15 protein-coding genes are annotated in these 19,407 nt (G+C 41.6%); 4 read left to right on the forward strand and 11 right to left on the reverse strand.

Annotated elements, in window-relative coordinates:
• Positions 1–2: 2 nt before the first annotated feature.
• The 8 genes from ACDZ28_RS27750 to ACDZ28_RS27785 form a co-directional block, all read right to left on the reverse strand.
• Entirely contained in the window at positions 3–1,022 is a 1,020-nt protein-coding gene (locus ACDZ28_RS27750) for a uroporphyrinogen decarboxylase family protein (RefSeq protein WP_375103326.1), read from the reverse strand.
• A 31-nt stretch (positions 1,023–1,053) separates the two neighbouring features.
• Positions 1,054–1,713 carry a methionine ABC transporter permease gene (locus ACDZ28_RS27755; protein ID WP_042129057.1) on the reverse strand — a complete coding sequence of 220 codons (660 nt, stop codon included), beginning with the start codon at positions 1,711–1,713 and terminating at the stop codon, positions 1,054–1,056.
• Positions 1,688–2,731, reverse strand: a complete 1,044-nt coding sequence (locus ACDZ28_RS27760; protein ID WP_339287219.1) for a methionine ABC transporter ATP-binding protein — start codon at positions 2,729–2,731, stop codon at positions 1,688–1,690. Before ACDZ28_RS27760 ends, ACDZ28_RS27755 begins: the two co-directional genes overlap by 26 nt.
• Positions 2,732–2,777: 46 nt before the next feature.
• Positions 2,778–3,938, reverse strand: a complete 1,161-nt coding sequence (locus ACDZ28_RS27765; protein WP_375103327.1) for an amidohydrolase — start codon at positions 3,936–3,938, stop codon at positions 2,778–2,780.
• A 20-nt stretch (positions 3,939–3,958) separates the two neighbouring features.
• Positions 3,959–4,630, reverse strand: a complete 672-nt coding sequence (locus tag ACDZ28_RS27770; RefSeq protein ID WP_076121067.1) for a GntR family transcriptional regulator — start codon at positions 4,628–4,630, stop codon at positions 3,959–3,961.
• A gap of 244 nt (positions 4,631–4,874) precedes the next feature.
• On the reverse strand, positions 4,875–6,227 hold the full coding sequence (locus tag ACDZ28_RS27775) for a sodium-dependent transporter (protein WP_042129066.1): 1,353 nt from the start codon (positions 6,225–6,227) through the stop codon (positions 4,875–4,877).
• A 209-nt stretch (positions 6,228–6,436) separates the two neighbouring features.
• Positions 6,437–7,309, reverse strand: a complete 873-nt coding sequence (locus ACDZ28_RS27780; RefSeq protein ID WP_042129067.1) for a carbohydrate ABC transporter permease — start codon at positions 7,307–7,309, stop codon at positions 6,437–6,439.
• A 15-nt stretch (positions 7,310–7,324) separates the two neighbouring features.
• Positions 7,325–8,275 (reverse strand): ABC transporter permease, encoded by a 951-nt coding sequence (locus ACDZ28_RS27785; RefSeq protein ID WP_375105427.1) that lies wholly within the window; start codon positions 8,273–8,275, stop codon positions 7,325–7,327.
• A 155-nt stretch (positions 8,276–8,430) separates the two neighbouring features.
• Between ACDZ28_RS27785 and ACDZ28_RS27790 the strand changes: the two genes are divergently transcribed.
• The 3 genes from ACDZ28_RS27790 (at position 8,431) to ACDZ28_RS27800 (ending at position 13,643) form a co-directional block, all read left to right on the forward strand.
• On the forward strand, positions 8,431–10,242 hold the full coding sequence (locus tag ACDZ28_RS27790; protein ID WP_042129070.1) for a sensor histidine kinase: 1,812 nt from the start codon (positions 8,431–8,433) through the stop codon (positions 10,240–10,242).
• A gap of 4 nt (positions 10,243–10,246) precedes the next feature.
• Positions 10,247–11,854: a response regulator gene (locus ACDZ28_RS27795; protein WP_042129071.1), complete on the forward strand. Its 1,608-nt coding sequence runs from the start codon at positions 10,247–10,249 to the stop codon at positions 11,852–11,854.
• Between the two features lie 109 nt (positions 11,855–11,963).
• The gene (locus ACDZ28_RS27800; RefSeq protein WP_042129073.1) at positions 11,964–13,643 is read left to right on the forward strand and encodes an ABC transporter substrate-binding protein; all 1,680 of its coding nucleotides are present in this window, start codon (positions 11,964–11,966) and stop codon (positions 13,641–13,643) included.
• 116 nt (positions 13,644–13,759) lie between these two features.
• Here the strand turns inward: ACDZ28_RS27800 and ACDZ28_RS27805 are convergent, their stop codons facing one another.
• Positions 13,760–14,839, reverse strand: a complete 1,080-nt coding sequence (locus ACDZ28_RS27805) for a hypothetical protein (protein ID WP_375103328.1) — start codon at positions 14,837–14,839, stop codon at positions 13,760–13,762.
• Positions 14,840–14,936: 97 nt separating this feature from the next.
• On the opposite strand from ACDZ28_RS27805, the gene ACDZ28_RS27810 reads away from it, so the two are divergent.
• Positions 14,937–15,461, forward strand: coding sequence for a CDP-alcohol phosphatidyltransferase family protein (locus ACDZ28_RS27810; RefSeq protein ID WP_375105428.1), 525 nt, complete (start codon positions 14,937–14,939; stop codon positions 15,459–15,461).
• A 4-nt stretch (positions 15,462–15,465) separates the two neighbouring features.
• Here ACDZ28_RS27810 and ACDZ28_RS27815 read toward each other — a convergent pair whose 3' ends face one another.
• Positions 15,466–16,062, reverse strand: a complete 597-nt coding sequence (locus ACDZ28_RS27815) for a DUF1349 domain-containing protein (RefSeq protein WP_339287231.1) — start codon at positions 16,060–16,062, stop codon at positions 15,466–15,468.
• Positions 16,063–16,261: 199 nt separating this feature from the next.
• Entirely contained in the window at positions 16,262–19,348 is a 3,087-nt protein-coding gene (locus ACDZ28_RS27820; RefSeq protein WP_375103329.1) for an ATP-binding protein, read from the reverse strand.
• Positions 19,349–19,407: the final 59 nt, after the last annotated feature.

The raw sequence follows: 19,407 nt of genomic DNA on the forward strand, positions 1-19,407 counted from the left end.
TCCTATTCAAATATAGATTGTTTTAGTTGTGCTAACGCCTCATCCGTCACATTAAGCGGGATAGCGCAATTTGGAGAAAGAATAAAAGGCTGGTCTTTCATTAATGTCAATGCTTCTTTAGCCTGCTGCTTAATTTGTGCGATATCGTTTACAGCGAACAACCCATGATCGACGCCACCTACTTTAGTAGCTTTGAGATCCGCCACTAAACCTGGGTTCCCCTCGGCTACAGTATCCCAGCTGATCCCATCAATTCGATAATCATTAAATTTCTCAGGCTGTGCATAGGCTCCACAAGTATGGAGAATGTTTTTGCCATAGCTTGCAGCTTCTAAGACTATAGAATCATAGGGTCTGGAGAACTCATCAAACATGGCTTCATTAAATAATCCTGGATGAGCGGTGCCTGTCACAGCGTAGAACAAACCGTCAGAACCCACATGCTGCAGCTCTTGTACATAATCGGCTAAGGTTAATGAAATTGCATGTAACGCATGGTGTGCTGCCGCACGATGCTCCTTAAATAACGACTCCAAAGTTACCGGATGCTCAATGCCAAACACTGTTTTTGTAACATAAGCAGAACGCCCTACAATAAATAGCAACACAGTCAATGGAGAGAATACCGTTTGGATTAGTGGGGTATCAGGTAGTCCTTGACGAATTTTTCTAACCCCGTCTAAGTGTTCTGCCAAGGAAGCTGTATGCACAGCCTTTTTGACTTCAATATCCCATAGATTAGCCGCTGATGGAATCGCAGTCGTTTGCTGCCTAGGAAATACAGTCTGATAGTCCGTAAAATCATATTGATTGCCCCAAGCTTCCGCCAAATAAGTCGCTCTAGGATTAATCTTGACCCAGTCCCAATCATATTGTTTCGTGAAAGAAATCGTAGTTTGTGCTAGGTCATCTGCTGTTTGTTCTTTGTCGATAAAATGACGCCACCCACTTACAATTGGACGATCTGCCTGTTCACCGGATAATATTGCTTTAAATCGATCTTGCTTACTCCATTCACTCATCTGCCAAACTCCCTCCCGGAATATGTAATGACTAATAACGGCGAATTTTTCTCGCTAGCGTGTTACCTAAGGATTGAATGCCTTGCACTAAAATAATGAGAATGATCACGGTAGCTACCACGACAACCGTATCAAAACGTTGGTATCCATATACAATCGCCAAGTCTCCGACACCGCCGCCTCCAACCGTACCAGCCATTGCAGTTGCACCGATCAACCCGATCGTTGCCGTCGTCAAAGACAGAATTAATGATCCAACCGCCTCTGGCAATAAAAAGTACCATATTACTTGAAATGGCGTAGCCCCCATCGCTTCGGCGGCTTCAAGAATTCCCGGGTTCACTTCAAGCAAGGAGTTCTCTACCAAACGTCCAATGTAAGGAGCAATATAGATAATTAATGGTACGATCGCTGCGCTTGTCCCAATCGAAGTATGAACAATCAAACGTGTGAAAGGTACGATTGCCACAAGTAAAATAATAAAAGGCAGAGAACGTATGATGTTAATAATTGGATTAAGTATGGCGTAAAGCGCTTTGTTCTCCAAAACACCACCAGGACGAGTGATTACAAGCAATATCCCAAAAGGAATCCCAATCAAAGAGCCAACAAACAAGGAGACGCCAACCATCTGAATCGTTTCAATAATCGCCTGCAGAAATTGATCACCTGTTAATGTGGTCGAAAACATTAGATTCTACCTCCTCTACACCGACTCCATGACGTTTTAAGAAAGATAACGCATTGTTAATTTCAGCTGTATCTCCACTGCATTGAATAATTACTGTGCCCAGTGTCGTTTCCTGAATCTCCGTCGTATTCGCAAATAAAATATTGACCATCACATCAAAGGAACGAATCATTTCGAACAGAATAGGCTCAGATGCACTTTCACCAACAAAATTAAGCTTATGAAGCACACTGCCAGGCGCCGTTTTAATGTTTTTTTGCACGCTCGGTGTAATGCTGTTCTGAATAACTGTCTTCACAAAATTTTGAGTGGTCTTATGCTTGGGGCTACCGAATACATCTAGTACGCTTCCTTGCTCTATAATCCGGCCTTCTTCCATGACTGCTACCTTATTACAAATCTCTTGAATGACAGACATTTCATGTGTAATGATCATCACAGTAATGTTGTACTCTGCATTGATTTTTTTTAATAGCTGTAAAATAGAATGGGTTGTCTGTGGATCTAAGGCAGAAGTCGCTTCATCACATAAAAGGATAGATGGATTCGAGGCAAGTGCTCTAGCAATCCCGACACGCTGCTTCTGCCCACCTGACAATTCACTGGGATAACTCCCCGCTTTGTCACTTAATCCAACAAACTCTAGCAACTCTTGTACACGCTGGCGGATTTCATTCTTATTCTTTTTTAGAAGAACCAGAGGAATCGCTACATTATCAAATACTTTTTTAGATTCTAATAGATTAAAATGTTGAAAAATCATGCCGATATTCTTCTTAGCCGCACGCAACTCTTTATCGTTATAGGTTCCTAAATCACGCCCGGCAACAAATACTTGTCCTTCTGTCGGTCTTTCCAAATAATTGACTAAACGAATTAATGTACTTTTCCCCGCACCACTATAGCCAATAACCCCAAAAATATCACCTTTATCGACCTTTAGATCGATCCCTTTAAGAGCATCAATCGTGATCCCTTTCCGTGTGAACGTTTTGGAGACCTGCTTTAGTTCAATCATATACATTCCTCTCAATCATCTTTAGGATTTAGGTCAAGGAGATTAATTAAGCTTTAACCTGTAGCTTCACTAGCGCTTGTTCTGCCAATATAGCGAAGTACTTCGCAGCAGGTAAGATCGCAGCCTCATCGACATCGAAACGAGGGTGATGTAAAGCATACGCTGGACCTGAACCTATATTTACAAAAGCACCCGGGATCTGTTGTAAATAGAAGGAGAAATCTTCTCCACCCATCTGTGGAGGAATATCATGTACTTCGTATCCGACATGTGAGGCGATCTCTTTGGTAAAGTCAGCCCATTCCCCATCGTTTATCGTTGCTGGCGGACCAGGATACCAATGTAGCTGTGCTTCTGCCCCTGCAGCTGCAGCAATCCCTTCAATAATTCGAGTCATTTGGATTGGAATTTGGCCACGAATTTCTTCATTATAAGTTCGCACCGTACCTTCTAATTCCACTTTTTCCGGCAATACATTCCATGTGAAGCCCCCATTAATTCTGGTGACACTTAACACAACTGGTTCAGTGGTGCTATTTTGGCGGCTAACAATGGTTTGTAGCGACGTAATGATCTGAGCCGCAGTGACAATGGAATCTACACCTTTTTCCGGAGTAGCCGCATGAGCGCCGACACCTTTTACTGTGATTTCAAACCGATCAACACCTGCTGTTAAAGCTCCCGTTCTAGTTCCAAATGCTCCAGTTGGCAGGTCTGGTGAATTATGTAGACCAAATATTGCATCTACACCCTTGAGTCCTCCTGATGCTAAGACACTTTCCGCCCCATGCCCTGTTTCTTCTGCTGGTTGGAACAATACTCTAACCTTGCCAGGCAATTCACTTTCACGTGCCTTTAACAATAAGGCAGCTCCTAGAATCGTAGCCGTATGAAAATCGTGCCCACAAGCATGCATTTTCCCAGGAATCTCAGAAGCAAAAGATAATCCAGTCTGTTCCTCTATCGGAAGTGCATCAATATCACAGCGAATGGCTACAACAGGTCCGTTACCTTGCCCGATCTCTGCAATAAGTCCGGTTTGTAATGGAAGGTCTAAAATATGAATATTGGCGTTAGTCAGCCATTCTCGTAATTTCTCAGTGGTCTTAAATTCTTCATAAGCTAATTCAGGCTCTCTGTGCAGGTTTCTTCGAACATCTATTAATTGATTTGCTAAAGCTTGATCAACTTCATTAAGTAAATTCATAGTAAAGTGCTCCCCTTTCTTTATGCTTCCAACTTTTCTTCAATACCTTTAATCCGGTCAAGTGCAGTAGCTAGACTGCTTAAAATATGATCTCGCATTGCTTTTTCAGCGCCATCTTCATTGTGGTCAGCAATCATTTGCAAGATCAGATCATGTTCTTCATCTGCCTGTGTATTCCAATCTCCATGCATGGAGACGAAACGACAATAACGAAGGGAATGATCTCTTAATTGATTCAGAACTTTTTCGAACGTTCTAAGCTCACTGATTTCTGATAAATAATCATGGAACTCAAATCCATAGGTAACGAAATTCTGATTGTCGCCAAGCTGGAAGGAGTGTTTCATTTTGGTAATCATTGTCGTTAAATTAACAATATCTTTCTCTGTAGCATGCTTAGCTGCACTTCTTGCAATATAACCCTCCAGCATGCTGCGAATATGAAATATTTCTTCAACCTCTTTGAGTGTCACAGAAGCTACCCGCAGTCTTCCATTTGGCTGTCGAATGAGAAAATCCTCGTTCTCCAATCTCTGTATGGCCTCTCTTAGTGGCGTACGACTAACTCCTAATAACGCCGCCAAATTTTCTTCATGTACAGGTTGATCCGGCTCTAATTCACTATCAATAATTTTTTGTTTTAATGCATCGTAGGTATTATCCTTTGACAGCCTTCGTGTTCGAATCGCCATATCTATGTAGCTCCTCATCGATAATCTGTCAGGCAAGAGAGCCTCAACAATATATTTGTATAATTGTATACAATTATTAGTTTTGAATGGATTCGTTCAATCTTTTTTATACTATATTCCAATTAATCCACCTAGTCAAGTAGGATTTAGAGGAATAATGTATTTATCTTCAATATCAAAAAAAGCTCTACAACCACAAGGGTCGTAGAGCTTTTTTTGATGATTTTTTAGACATTGAATTAAATTAAAATTTAATAATCCCTGAGGTATGAAGCAATACCAAAAATACCAGAATCGGCGCAACATACCGGAGCATAAACAACCAAACGCGGAACCAACCTGCCTTAAGCCCAGCCGCTTCTGCTGCCCCTTTCCAGAAATAACCGGCAAAGATGGTAACCAGCAAACCGCCTAGTGGCAACATAATGTTAGAGGTTACAAAATCCACCCAATCGAATAGCGCTTTGCCGCCAAACGATAGCTCAGGGAACATTCCCAGAGACATCGCCGAAGGAACACTGAGTAGGAAACATACTAGCGACAAAATCCAAACTGAACGTTTCCGGCTCCAATTCCAGCGCTCCATCGCGAAAGATACAGGTACCTCAAGCAGGGAAACAGCAGAGGTTAAAGCCGCAATCGCCAGCAAAATAAAGAACAGACCGCCAAAGAATGCACCAAACGGCATAGCTGAGAAAGCTGCCGGCAAAGCAATGAAAATTAGCGAAGGTCCTTGATCAGGAGCAATGCCAAATGAGAAAGTCGTCGGAAAAATGATTAATCCTGCGATAAACGCATATAACAAATCTCCCGCCCCGACTGCGAGCGCAGCAGTTCCTAGCGATTGTTTTTTATCCACATAAGAGCCGTAGGTCAGGAGTATTCCCATCCCTAGCGACAATGAAAAGAAAGCATGTCCCAATGCGACTAGCGCAGATTCCGCCGTTAATACCGAGAAGTCCGGTTTTAGGAAAAAGGATACCCCTTCTTCTGCACCCGGTAAGGTTACTGCGCGAATCATCAATACAAAAAGAAGAACGACCAGACCAGGGATTAATACTTTATTAAATTTCTCAATCCCGCCTGATACTCCAAGAATAACTACACCCGCTGTTATAAGGATTGCTATCCCCTGCCAAACAATCGGCATAGGTCCAGAGATAAAGGAGTTGAATTCACCTGCATAATTACTAGAACTAAACAGTTGTCCATTAAATGCGATCATTGCGTAGTTCAGCGTCCATCCTGCAACAATGATATAGAAGGATAGAATTAAAAATGGTGCAAGGACTTGCAGAAATCCGACCGCCATCCAGCTCTTCCCGCCTCCGGCACGTACAAATGCAGTAGCCGCGCTTCCACGTCCGCTGCGACCGATGGCCAGCTCTGCCAGCAACACCGGTAAACCGATCAACACTAGACATACAATGAAGAGAAGGAAAAAAGCCGCTCCTCCATTTTCCCCAGTAATATAGGGGAACTTCCACATATTCCCCAGCCCTACTGAGCTTCCGATAGCTGCGAAAATAAAGCCGGCGGAAGAGAATCGCTCCTTCTTCTCCGAGAGAAGATTTTTTTCACCTTTAAATTGATTCATTCTTATGCCCCGTTTTCTTTTTTTCTTTTTTTAGACCTCATTATAGCCTATCTTAGCATGATCGTCATATGAAAATTTTCTGAATATTTATATCGTTTTCAATAATTATCCAAATTAGACATGAAATTCATCGCAAAAAAAGGAGCTACATGCCCTAGTCTTGGACTAGAACCGTAGCTCCTTCTTCAAATTCTTTTTCTAAAAAGAAATTATTCTTTTACAGCCCCTACCACAATCCCAGTTACAAAGAAACGTTGCAGGAAAGGATAAACCAATAGAATTGGCAAAGCACTAATGAAAATCTGCGAGGCCCGGATGGTTCGTTGTGATAAATTAGCAACGGCGGCCGGATCAAGCTTAGACATATCTGCCTGAACGATAATCGTCTGCATAAACGTTGCTAGCGGAAGCTTGTCTGCATCTCTGATATAAATAATACCGTCAAAATAAGCGTTCCAGTGTCCTACCATAAGGAATAGAGAAACGGTCGCAATAACAGGTAAGGAGACCGGTAAATATATTTTGACAAAGGTCTGAAAGTGTCCTGCCCCATCAATAAAAGCTGCTTCCTCAAGGTCTTTAGGTACGGTACGGAAGAAATTCAGAAGCAAAATGATGTTAAATACAGCCACTAATCCAGGAAGAATAAGTGCCATCAATGAATTCATAAGACCAAGCTTCAGAATTAGAATATAACCCGGTATCAGACCACCGCTGAACAGCATGGTGACAACAAAATACCAAAGATAGACGTTTCTTGCACGAAAGACTCTTGTTTCCTTAGACAGCGCATAAGCTGCAACCGTATTTACCACCAGCGCTAGTCCTGTTCCGAGTACTGTCCGTTCCACAGACACCCACAAGGAGTTAAGGAAATTGACATTATTAAACGTCTTTGCATAGGCTTCAAAGGTAAAGCCAATCGGCCAGAATGTGACTAATCCAGCATTAGCAGGTGCGGATGCACTAAGAGATACCATGAGTAAGTGGTACAAAGGTAGCAGGCAGAGCACGGAAAGGATTGTCAAACACACATTATTGATTATACTGAATATTCGATATGGAATTGTTTTATGGTACATCAGTTGTCATCCTTTCTAGAAAATTCTGTACCCTGCAAATCTATAAGCAAGTCGGTAAGAGACTACGATTAAGATTAAGCTAATAAACGATTTAAATAGATTAACTGCGGTTGCGAAACTGAACTGTCCGCTTAGTAGACCTTCTCTATACACGAAGGTATCAATGATATCTCCCTGCTGATAGATTAATGGACTGTACAAGTTAAAGATCTGGTCAAAGTTTGCGTTGAGCACATTACCCAGTGCCAAGGTGGCGATTACGATAGCGATTGGGATTAACGCTGGGATTGTGATATACATCGTTTGTTTCCAACGCCCCGCCCCATCCACTTCAGCAGCTTCATAAAGTGATGGATTGATACCCGAAAGTGCCGCTAAAAAGATAATCGTATTGAAACCAAACTCTTTCCAAACATCACTAGCAATGATAGTGAACCTGAACCAGTTGCCGTCTCCTAGGAAGAAAATCGGTTTGATGCCAAATACAGATGTGAGGAATTGATTGACAATACCTGTCTGAGCAAGGATATCAATAAGTATCCCTGAAAGTGTAACCCAAGACAGAAAGTGCGGAAGATAAACGAGTGTTTGAATAGTTCTTTTAAGGCCCATTCTTCTTACCTCATTAAGCAATAAGGCGAAGATAAACGGAATAATCAAGTTCAAAACAATTTTGGAACAAGCAAAAAATAACGTATTCCACGTAATGGACAGGAAATAATCATTCTCCCACATGTACCTGAAATGCTTAAGTCCGACCCACTCGGAATCAAAAAAACCTAGTGCAGGTTTATAGTCTTGAAATGCCATAAGAATTCCGGACATCGGAATATAAGAAAAAATAAAAACCATGATTGCCGCTGGCAACACCATAAAATGGAGAATCCATGGTTGATTAAAGCCTTTTTTTCTTTTTTTACTCGGCTGACTTTCTAGGCTCGCCTGTGGTATCGAGTTAACCTCCATATTAGCCTCCATAGCTCTCTCCTGTTCCCAAAAAAAATATTTTGTGTGTGATGGGGATCTCTGCTATAAATAGTATCAGGCGTTTCTCAGGTTTGACTATATAACATTGTTAGGCTTGATAGGGTTTTATTAGGACAACATCTGGAGGGGCATTTATGAATTTATGGAAGCGCTTTACAATACTTAGAGGAAACTTACAATCTCGATTTAGTCTGTTTGCCAAAATAAACAGCTTGATCATAATCCTATTCATTCCCATCATTATCATGTATACCTTTTCAAATAACGTCACCTTCGAGGTTGTAGGCAAAGAGTTGCAGACGTCCAATACGAAACAACTTACTTTTTTATCCAATCAGATCGATTCGCGAATTAATCAGATGATGGACTTCACTCTTATTCTGTCAAGAGATCCCAACGTCAGGGCATTCAATGGACTAAATGTATGGGAAGATCGATATGATCAGATGCAGACCAGATATATTCTCCAGGAAAAGATGGTGCTTCAAGCTGGGGTTACAGATATTTGGCCGACCAGATACGCCGTTCATTCACAGCAAAATAAAGATGTCATCGCCAATTACGACAGACCCATCGGGTATGACGAGGATTATTTAAAAGCAAATATGAGCGGAAGATGGACGTACGGTGATCATGGTGTGGAATCTCAAGGCGATCTAAAATCCTTTTACTGGTTCTTAACGGATTCCTTAGCTCAGCCGGGGACATTAACGGGAAGTAGCCTAGTCATTGAAGCTAGTTTTAGTTATACGAACATTCAGAACATGCTCGATTCGTACAAAGCAGGTGGACAAGGCGATCCGTTCTTCTATCACAAAGGGGAGAAACCGATCCTCAACCGTAGCGCGGACAAGCAGCTATCCGACGAACTAGTTAATTACCTGGATAATCACTCTCCAGAGAATACAACTCAGGATGTAGTGAAACTAAATGGGAAGAACTATTTGGTCAGTTCTGTGAAATCAGCCTCTTTGGATTGGCATTTAGTAGATGTTGTCCCGCTTTATCAAATTCTCAAACCAATTTCTCTTAGTCGGGATTTATTCTATATCACAATGATTCTGCTATTTGTTGTGGGAGTATCCTCTTCCATTCTGCTATATAGAAACGTTCAATATCCAATTAAAAAGCTAGTCAGCGGTTTACAGCGCGTACAGCAAGGAGATTACTCCGTACGGCTTCATAGCAATGAGCAAAATGAGTTTTCGTTTCTGTTCCGTCGTTTTAATGATATGTCCCATCAAATTCAAGACCTGATAGAAAATGTATTTAATGAAAAGATCCGAGCTCGAGAAGCTACTCTCAAGCAGCTTCAAGCGCAAATAAATCCACATTTCCTCTATAACTGTCTTGGTTATATTATCAATATGGCCCAGATGAAGGATGAAGACGCTGTCGTATCAATGGCATATAATTTAAGTGCTTACTACCGTTATACCACCCGTATGGAACGGGAGACGGCTTCTTTGGAGGAAGAAATCAAGCTCTTGGTCAACTATTTAGATATCCAAAAACTGCGCAACGGCAGAATTGATTATCATATTGATATTCCTGAGGATATGCTTAGCCAATCTGTACCTCGCCTAATGCTCCAACCTATGGTGGAGAATTCTGTGATTCATGGAGTAGCGAAGTCCTATTCATCAGGCGAGATCAAGATTAGTGGTGAGAAATCAAACGGTTTCTGTAGAATTTATATTGATGACGACGGCCCCGGCTTGAATCCGGATCAGCTAGAAGCATTAAACCGTAAAATGCAAGAGCCTTTACAGGAGGAAATGGGTTGTGGTCTTTGGAATACGAATCAGCGGATCATGCACCTGTTCGGCAATCATTCAAGTCTTACCTTCAAGCCATCCCCTCTCGGTGGATTCCGAACAGAAATTGTCTGGGAAATCCCAACTGAGGATGATAGTTATAAATTAAAGGAACATCAAGGAGACTAACAACATGCAGATGATCATAGTAGACGACGAAGCACACTGGGTAGATAATCTTTCCATGACTAAACCCTGGCATACGCTAGGAATTGAACAGGTGCATAAAGCTTATTCCGCACGTGAAGCGCTGCAAATTATCGATACGCATCCCATTGATATAGTGATCTCAGATATCCAAATGCCAGAAATGACAGGAATTGAATTGATTGAACGAATAAGAAAACACAATAAAAAAATAAAGTGTATTATATTATCCGGTCATTCAGAATTTGATTATGCCAAAAAAGCACTACAAAATAAGACCGTGGATTACTTGCTTAAACCGCCTACTGATGATGAATTGCTCGGAGCAGTTAAAAATGCGATCAATCAATTAAACGCAGAATGGGAGCTCATAAGTTCACTTAAGCGGACCCAGTTTACCCTTCGGGAGAATCTTCCGGTTTTACGGGGGCGATTACTCCTGGATGCCTTACAAGGACATCGATTTCAAGCCGGTGAATGGGAACGGAAGCTTGTGAGTTACGATCTGCCCTTCCAATCCGGAGAAGCCGCTTTGATGCTTGTACGAATGGAAGAAGAATTCGGAGAATTTGATAACACAGATCAAACCTTGATCGAATATGCGATCATTAATATGGCTGAAGAAATTATGGGAGAATTTATGGAGGTCTGGGGGGTTAAGGAAGAACATGGTTACCTTGTGTTTCTGCTTCAGCTTAAAGATCAAGGAACCGACCTTGAAAAAGAATCCATATTAGAGAAGCTTTCTTTACAACTTCAGTATAAGGTTAAGCAATTTCTGAAAGGTTCACTATCCATTGTAATCACGGAGTGGTTCAAATTCCCTGAGCAGCTGTCGACTCGTTTCCAGCAAGCTTCATCTTCTTTCCGTCAAATTGTCGGGGATGAGCGTGAATTCATTATGCGCGTCAGTGACTTGGAGCTTCCTTCAGTGCATGGCCCCTTAGATGCTCTTTATACCCCTCCCACTTTGATTCATCTACTGGAGAGTGGACATTGGGATGCGGCTGAAGAAAAATTGCTTGCCGTCTGTGCCGAGCTAGATGAGAAATGGTCTGAATCCTGGGAGCATTGCATGGAGGCTGGTTTTTTAATTACTGCCTCTTTCACGAATCTCGCACATCGTAATGGTCATACATTGGCAAACTTAATGGGGACCGATATCGAAGCGTTGCAGAGCGGGGATGCTTTTTCCAGCATTAGTAAACTAAGAAAATGGTCTCTAAGTGTTCTGGCCCAGCTAAAAGAAGGAACATCCAACGAAATTAAAGACATTCGTTCCGAATATGTAAAGAAAATTCAAGATTATACGGATAAGAACTTGCATGATGATGTATCGTTACGTGTTCTAGCTGACCATGTAAATCTCCATCCGACACATTTATCAAAAATCTATAAGATTGAAACGGGTGAAGGAATCAGCGATTATATCTCGCGCTTGCGGATGGATCGTGCCTGTCATAAGCTGAAGACCACCACTAAAAAAGTCTATGAAATCAGCATGGAGATTGGATATATGGACCCTGCTTATTTTATCAAAGTATTCAAACGGCAGTTTGGGGTAACACCGCAGGAATATAGAGACACAAAATAAAGAGCATGATAGAGTCCTATCAAAACTAAAAATCTCATATAGATGACATCCCCGACAAGTTGTTAAAGTTACACTTGTAAAGATCATACACAGTAGGGGGAATTGAAGAATGATCAAGTTCAAGAAAATGTGGTCGCTTCTCACGGTCACAGCACTTATCACTCTCACAGCATGTGGCAGTAGCGGCACATCTAATGAGAACGCCAAAAATGGTAACGCTACCAATAATACCCAATCCGAAGCAGATGCTGCTTTCGCAAAAGGCAAATACGATCCACCAATCGAGTTCAGTGCCGTATTGATGCCTAAGAAGTATGTTCAAGGTGATACCAAAGAAAACAACGTTCACGATCGCTGGATGCTTGAAACATTGGGTATGAAGCATAAAGATACTTGGTATCCTGCAAATGACGATCAATACAGACAAAAGCTTCAACTTGCCATTGCTTCCGGCGAAAAGCTTCCTGATTTCGTTTTTGCACCAACTAACGCAGTATTGACCAATCAGCTTATTGATTCCGGTCAGTTCATCGCTATTGATGAGTTATTTGATAAGTATGCCAACAAAATTCTGAAAGATCACGTTGCAGCACATCCAGAACTTTGGTACCCATTCACTAAAGACGGCAAGAAGTATAATCTGCCGATCCTTGAATATACCGACAATGATGATACGCTCTTGTGGTTGCGTGAAGACTGGATGGAAAAGCTGAACCTTGAAGCGCCTAAGACCATCGCTGATCTTGAGAACATCATGGACAAATTCAAAAACGAAAACCCTGATGGCTTAGCACCTAAAGATGTGTACCCGCTTGCAATTTCTTTGAAAAACAATACAAATACCTGGATGGGCCAACTCGACTGGTTATTCGGGGCATACGGTACGATTGAGGAACAATGGAACAAAGACAAAGACGGCAATCTAGAATACGGTTCCATTAACCCAGGTGCTAAGCAAGCACTCGCGAAGCTTAGCGAATGGATGGATAAAGGCTATATTCACACGGACTCCGCTCTTTGGGATGAAGGTAAATCTGCTGAGAGCTTCACGAAAGGTGCAGCTGGTATTCTGCCAGGCGCCAACTGGGTTCCAGACTGGCCCGCTCCCGACCTTATGAAGAATGTACCTGGTGCGAAGATTAAAGGTTATCCGGTTCCAGCAGGACCCGATGGTTTGATTGGAACCAAATGGCAGAATTCCGGTGTAAACGCTAGTATCATGATTAACAAGGATGCTAAGCACCCTGAAGCGATTTTCTTGTACTATAACTACTTGCTTGATAACCTAGCTAACCCGGCTGCAGGCAGTCAATATGAATATGGCTTTGCTAAAGGTTACGACTGGGATATGATTGATGGACAACCTACAAGTGATAAAGACAAGATTAAAGACTTCTCCAATGAATTCCCATTCTTAACAGGTCCGGCCCGTATTCCTGATCTGTTTATGAAGACTTTGGTTAAACTTGCTGATGGCGAGACACCTGTAACACCTTATGAAAAACAAATGGCAGAGTTCCGTAAACCAGAAAACTGGGCGGCAGGAAAAGTTGTTATGTCGCAGTTAGACGTCCGTAAACAAAACTACTTTACTGGTGCTGCTACACCAACAATGGTTTCTAAATGGAACCTGCTTCGTCAGTCCGAAATGGAAACTTTCAACAAAATTATTTATGGCAAACTGCCAGTAGACTCTTTTGACCAATTCGTTGCCAATTGGAAATCCAATGGCGGTGACCAAATCACCAAAGAAGTTAACGAATGGTTCAAGTCTGTATCCGCGCAATAAGCTTTCACAAGCATAGCAACAAGCAGGAGCGTTCATTCGCTCCTGCTTGTTTTTTTATATAATTCGCACGCCTCTGGTAAAATAGCCAGATTGCCGCTCCCTTTTGGAAGAACACTTCATGGTTCCTTTTGATAGATTACCCCATTTGTCGTCCATCTGTCACATAACTGTTCTCCCTTAATAATAAGGCATTCCCCATCAAGCCTAATAATTACTGGCAAGTCATGGATATAAAATTCCGAGCCTGATTTGGGCACTAACTTCTTTTTAGAACCATCTGGAGTAATAATATGCCCCTCAACCAATTGAAGCTGCTCATTTATTTCCTCACATCTGTAAGTACCATATGGCATTGTAAAGCCGCAAAAAGGTAAATAATTGATACCCAGAAAATTTAGTTGCGAATCAACATAGTCTTCCCACCTACTCTCTGAAATTTCCAACGAAAGTTTACTTATAGGAGCTGAGTCGAAAAGCTTTCTTGCATATCTACCGTAATCTCTTAAGAACATCTTATAGCCTTCCGCCCCTGGAGGACGATTTCTATAGTATGGTTGATGATTGTCTCTTTCCCAAATTCGCTCCAAAAATGCAGTTCCTCGACTCTTTGCAAGATAATCAATCGTGTCATCCGTATTATTCCTGTACATGTAAATCAATGAGGGTTGAAGCGGGGATATAATCTTATAAATCGCTTCGATAAATGACTGAAGCTGGATGAATGGTGCGTCAGCTAAGATAAAGGTGTATATTTGGAATTGAAAAATACAACTGTCCAAGATTACAATTTGATTGGAGTGGAGTTGTTTCTTTACGAAATGCTCCCACTTTTCAATGGCCACTTGTTTATAACGTTCCAAGTCGAAGTTCCATACATCATATCTTTTTAATTCCGTAAACGCATCACTACCTAAGTATTCTTGATAATTCCACTCTACTTCTAGCAGATCAATTCCAATGCCACGCTTTCGTTTAATGAGAAGCTGCTCCAATATCGGAACTGTATGGGGATAACTAGCGATAAATTCTAGATACTCTTTGTTCTCCATATATGCTTCATAAAAAAATAAAGTTGGATGAGGTCTCGCTACTTCGTGAATCCATCTAGCCTGCTCGCCATTTTGCTCTAATTGTTGAAATAATATTCCTGCATTAGTTGATTTGCCTGTTGAAGGAAGCCCCTCCATCAAAATCAACCGGGATTGATTGAGTGTTCGTGGCATAATGAGTACTCCTCGGTTCCTTAAGTCTTCCCATAATATGTCAACAAAGGTGGGGGTGAGATTGAAGCTTGTGCCTAACTATATCACGCTTAGCAGAATCATTTTGGCAATAATGCTGTTATTCTTCAAGCCGTTAAGTTCGGTCTTCCTTATTATTTATGTCCTTTGCGGAATCACCGATCTGATCGATGGACCTATTGCAAGAATGACAAACACAACAAGTAGTCTTGGTGCAAAGCTAGATTCTGCAGCCGACACAATACTGATAGCTGTCACTTTATTTACATTGTATCCGTTTCTCGGACTTACACATGTAATCATCTTCTGGATCTTCATGATCGCTGTCATCCGTATAACATCGATAGGGATTGCCCTCCGAAGATTCAAAACTTACGCAAGCCTTCACACCTATGGCAATAAACTGACCGGGCTCCTCTTATTTATAACTCCTCTATGGCTTCTCCACATCGATCACTCCATTTGGAATGTCTTTGTATGTATCATTGCTACCATATCCGCCGTGGAGGAACTCATCATCCAATTCACTTCAAAACAATTAAAGTTAGACCGAAAAGGATTATTTATTAAACATTGATTCATTAGAAGCGGCTTTCAGCCTTCGATTCCGACAAGCTCAAATAATCAAACTTCACTGAACAACCTTCACCTTGCGGGGATTGCGCGACTACACCTGCTACGCATTCAGCACCTTTATTCATTCCAAAATATCGGATAAGTTTCCAATCCGCACCGTCCTCTGAATAAGAAAAGGTGACACACTGATTTTGCTTGGTCATACGCAAATAAGGATTGTCTACAGCAACTTGTACGGAGTTACAATCATCTGACATCCCTTCTCTTGTCACCACAGACACGATTATGGGACACTGTCCGTCGAATTCAAAGCAAATCTTGGCCCAGTTATAATGGTCCATCATAAACATTAGGCAGCCTGAATCATATTTATGCCTCATATCGACACTAATTCTGGTTGTCATTTCGAAGGAAGCTCCCACAGGTATGGATAAGAATGGTGCTGAGCTTGCGATATGTTTACCTGCCGGGTCTTGAAAAAAATCTGATTCAGGAGGTGCAATTATTGTAAGCTCATCTAAGTCTGTAAACTCCCAGCGCTCAGGACGATTCATCCAGCTCAGTTGGTTTCTTGTTTCATTTACAAATAAGTTTAAAGTCATTCTTCTTCTCCTATCGTCAATGATTTTCTGACATTCCCCATGCCTATTTCCTCTCGCCTACAATTTTTCCTTTCTTTGTAATCATGCCAGATCGTTTTTATTTTTACAATCTCCTAAGGGATAATAGTGAAATAATCACATAATTTTCTAAATAAAATACCAAAAAGGATAACTCCAAGGAGTTACCCTATGATCACAGTTAACCCTCATCAGGAATGATAAAAGACACCGTAGTCCCCACACCAGGAATACTTTTTATTTGTAAGCCAATTCCATATAATTGAATCAATCTTCTATCCGTATTAAGCAGCCCAATGCCTTGGTTCTTATAGCTTTTTGGATTTAATAGCTTGCTGACTTGTGCTTCGTCCATTCCCATCCCTGTATCTACAACGTTAAAATGGACAGCATCCGCACGTGTCTCAATGTGAATACGCAGTGTTCCACCTTTAGCCCGACTCAAAACGCCATGTCGAACAGCATTCTCAACTAGTGGTTGAATCGTAAGCGGAGGAATTAACATTTCCAGATTCGCATCTACTTCCCATTCCACATGGAGCCTCTCCTCGAAACGCTGCTGCTGGATATATACGTAATTTTCAACCAGTTCAAGCTCCTGTGACAGCGTAACGAGCTTGCCTGCATTTAAGAAGTCAAAACTAATGCGCAGATAAGTTGTGAACGCATCTGATAACTCTCTCATTTTGGCAGTGTCAAAGTCGCTTAAAGACATGATCGAATTCAGTGTATTGAAAAGAAAGTGCGGATGAATCTGCGCTTGTAAATAAGCACCCTCCATCCTCAACCGATCATTAACCGCCCTCTTCATAGATGAAAGGGACAAGGCGCGATACTTCAACTCCATAGCATCTACCGGCTTGGTGACATAATCATTTGCTCCAGCCAAGAAACCCGCATAAACATCCTCCCGCTCACTACGAGCGGTCAGTAGAATAATAGGTAATTCATACATCGTGAACCGCTCACGAATCAATCTTGTCAATTCATAACCTGACATACCCGGCATCATCACATCCGTGATGATCAAATCAAATCGATCATGGTTTAATTTATCCAGCGCTTCACGTGCAGAAGTCGCAGTAACCATCTGATAGGTTCCATCTGACAAAATATTTTGCAAAACTTTTAGATTAACCGAATCATCGTCAACCGCCAGAACACGTATAACATCAGAGTCTGGATCAAGCTTTGTGAGTGGCTCTTCTTCCTTCGTGGAATATGTGGCAGCTACCATAGCAGACGTCTCAGCAGTTATCCATGCGCTGAATGGTGACAATGTTTCCGTATCCTTCTCTAGTTGTGCATTCGAAACGGATGATTGAACACTCTCATCTACTACAGGTAATTTGAAGCTGAACTTACTACCCTGACTCGGCTGCGATTGCAACAATAATTCACTACCGTGTAGTTCGACCAGCTCCTTACAGATACTAAGTCCCAGACCGATACCACCCTCGCCATAAGCCCCTTGTTCATAACGCATAAAAACACGCTTTTTCAGTGACTCATCCATACCAATTCCTGTATCTGTGACATGGATCCATACGTGCCCTCCCACTTGCACTGCGACTAGTTCAACCTTCCCCTGTTCAGTATACTTAAGTGCATTATGAACTAGATTTATCAGAATCTGAACTAATCGCTCCTCATCAGCATACACACACGGCAAATTCTCATCGATATCCATGCTAAGCTCCACCTTTGTTCCACCGGTAAGGAAGCGTAACATATCCAGCACACCCTCCGCCAAGGACCTTACTTGCACGGCTTTTATATTCATCACAATCCGTTTATCCTGCAATCTCACCACATCAAGCAAATCATTCAACATGAGCGACATCCGCCGACTGACCATAATTAGCAGTTCCATGTCACGTTGACTTTCTTCATCCAGCACATGTTTTTTCCTCGTTAACACGCTCTGGGCAATATTCATAATCCCATGCAGGGGAGTCCGTAGTTCATGTGACGTATTCGCCAGAAAACGGTCCTTTAATTTATTTGTCTCTGCTAATTGAGCGTTTAATAACACATTTTGATGGGATTGATGAAAGTATCTTCTAAACCAATAAGCTGAAAAAGTGGCTAGTGCAGCAATTAAATCTACCGGATAAAACATAAATTGTGAGGTTCCTGCGTAATAAACAGAAGCCCATAATATATTGTTCATCACAGCAAGCACTGAACATAGTAAAAATAATGCACCCTCAGCTCGAAAGAATACCATCTTCATAAAATAATAAGCCGTCCAACATACTGGAACGTAATACAGGATCATATAGACCCCTTTTTCGATCGAATATAGCACGGTATCATCTGGACCAAAGATTATAAATAGGGTAAATCCTAGAAGTGAGAGGATATAACTATAAAAGGCCTTACCTTTTCGCAGATTCCCATAGAGCTCTCTACCCATCAGGAATAGGAACAAGCAGAACCCTATATACGAAAGCACCTTTAGCTTCAACGTCCAGATAAAATCAACCTGAAGAAACCGGAACAATAATCCGTTATGTTCAACTCCAATGGATACAGCCGCTGCAACCATCATGGAGAAGAAAATAATCAATTCTGTTTTTCGCACATCCATCAAATAAATGATCAATAAATACAATCCATGTAATAGAAGCAGTACCCCTACGATTAGCTGCAAGCCAATGGAATTCCAGTAAACGGTGTCCACTTCATGTTGAATGCCAAACTCCACGGATCGTACAATGCCTCCTTTTAACGGAGACTCAAAATTTGAAGCCCGAACAAACAGATCCACTTCGTGCTGATCTGTAGGTGCATAACTAATCAGGAATGACTTCTTCACAGACACATGGCCTTCCTTATCATTAGATAACACACCAAACCGTGAGAGAACTGTTCCATTAATCTCCACTTCAGAAGCCGTATAGATGGATTGGAACCAAAAGCTAAGTGGCTCAGATAAGGGTCGATCCAGCAGAATTCGCAAATGATACGTTCCGTATCCATATGCTTTTTTTTGTTCTTCAGGCTTGAATATAGCATTCCAGTTACCCGGAACTTGTAGCCTCTGTCCCCCAGAAACACTATCAATGTTGGCGTTATTCACCCATTGTTCAGGATAAAACTCCCATTCTCCATCCAGCGGAAAGGATCTAATTGATTCAATGTCCACCCCGCGTAAATCTAGCACACCTTGCTTCACAGTTGGTGGATTGGACAACGAAAAATGATTATGCCAACCCCAGCGCACCACAAGCAAAAGACCTATAAATACTACTATGTATAACATATGACTTAACTTAATTTTATTCTCCGAAGTTCTCATGCACGCCTCATTCTTCGACAAAA

The sequence above is a fragment of the Paenibacillus sp. RS8 genome, assembly GCF_041956825.1.
Taxonomy (GTDB): domain Bacteria; phylum Bacillota; class Bacilli; order Paenibacillales; family Paenibacillaceae; genus Paenibacillus_AQ.

Bases quoted from the DNA above. Each gene is read 5' to 3' on its own strand.
- ACDZ28_RS27785 (WP_375105427.1), bottom strand. From the start codon at position 8,275: ATGGAGGTTAACTCGATACCACAGGCGAGCCTAGAAAGTCAGCCGAGT.
- ACDZ28_RS27755 (WP_042129057.1), bottom strand. From the start codon at position 1,713: ATGTTTTCGACCACATTAACAGGTGATCAATTTCTGCAGGCGATTATT.
- ACDZ28_RS27775 (WP_042129066.1), bottom strand. From the start codon at position 6,227: ATGAATCAATTTAAAGGTGAAAAAAATCTTCTCTCGGAGAAGAAGGAG.
- ACDZ28_RS27750 (WP_375103326.1), bottom strand. From the start codon at position 1,022: ATGAGTGAATGGAGTAAGCAAGATCGATTTAAAGCAATATTATCCGGT.
- ACDZ28_RS27820 (WP_375103329.1), bottom strand. From the start codon at position 19,348: ATGTTATACATAGTAGTATTTATAGGTCTTTTGCTTGTGGTGCGCTGG.
- ACDZ28_RS27800 (WP_042129073.1), top strand. From the start codon at position 11,964: ATGATCAAGTTCAAGAAAATGTGGTCGCTTCTCACGGTCACAGCACTT.
- ACDZ28_RS27790 (WP_042129070.1), top strand. From the start codon at position 8,431: ATGAATTTATGGAAGCGCTTTACAATACTTAGAGGAAACTTACAATCT.
- ACDZ28_RS27780 (WP_042129067.1), bottom strand. From the start codon at position 7,309: ATGTACCATAAAACAATTCCATATCGAATATTCAGTATAATCAATAAT.
- ACDZ28_RS27795 (WP_042129071.1), top strand. From the start codon at position 10,247: ATGCAGATGATCATAGTAGACGACGAAGCACACTGGGTAGATAATCTT.
- ACDZ28_RS27815 (WP_339287231.1), bottom strand. From the start codon at position 16,062: ATGACTTTAAACTTATTTGTAAATGAAACAAGAAACCAACTGAGCTGG.
- ACDZ28_RS27770 (WP_076121067.1), bottom strand. From the start codon at position 4,630: ATGGCGATTCGAACACGAAGGCTGTCAAAGGATAATACCTACGATGCA.
- ACDZ28_RS27760 (WP_339287219.1), bottom strand. From the start codon at position 2,731: ATGATTGAACTAAAGCAGGTCTCCAAAACGTTCACACGGAAAGGGATC.
- ACDZ28_RS27765 (WP_375103327.1), bottom strand. From the start codon at position 3,938: ATGAATTTACTTAATGAAGTTGATCAAGCTTTAGCAAATCAATTAATA.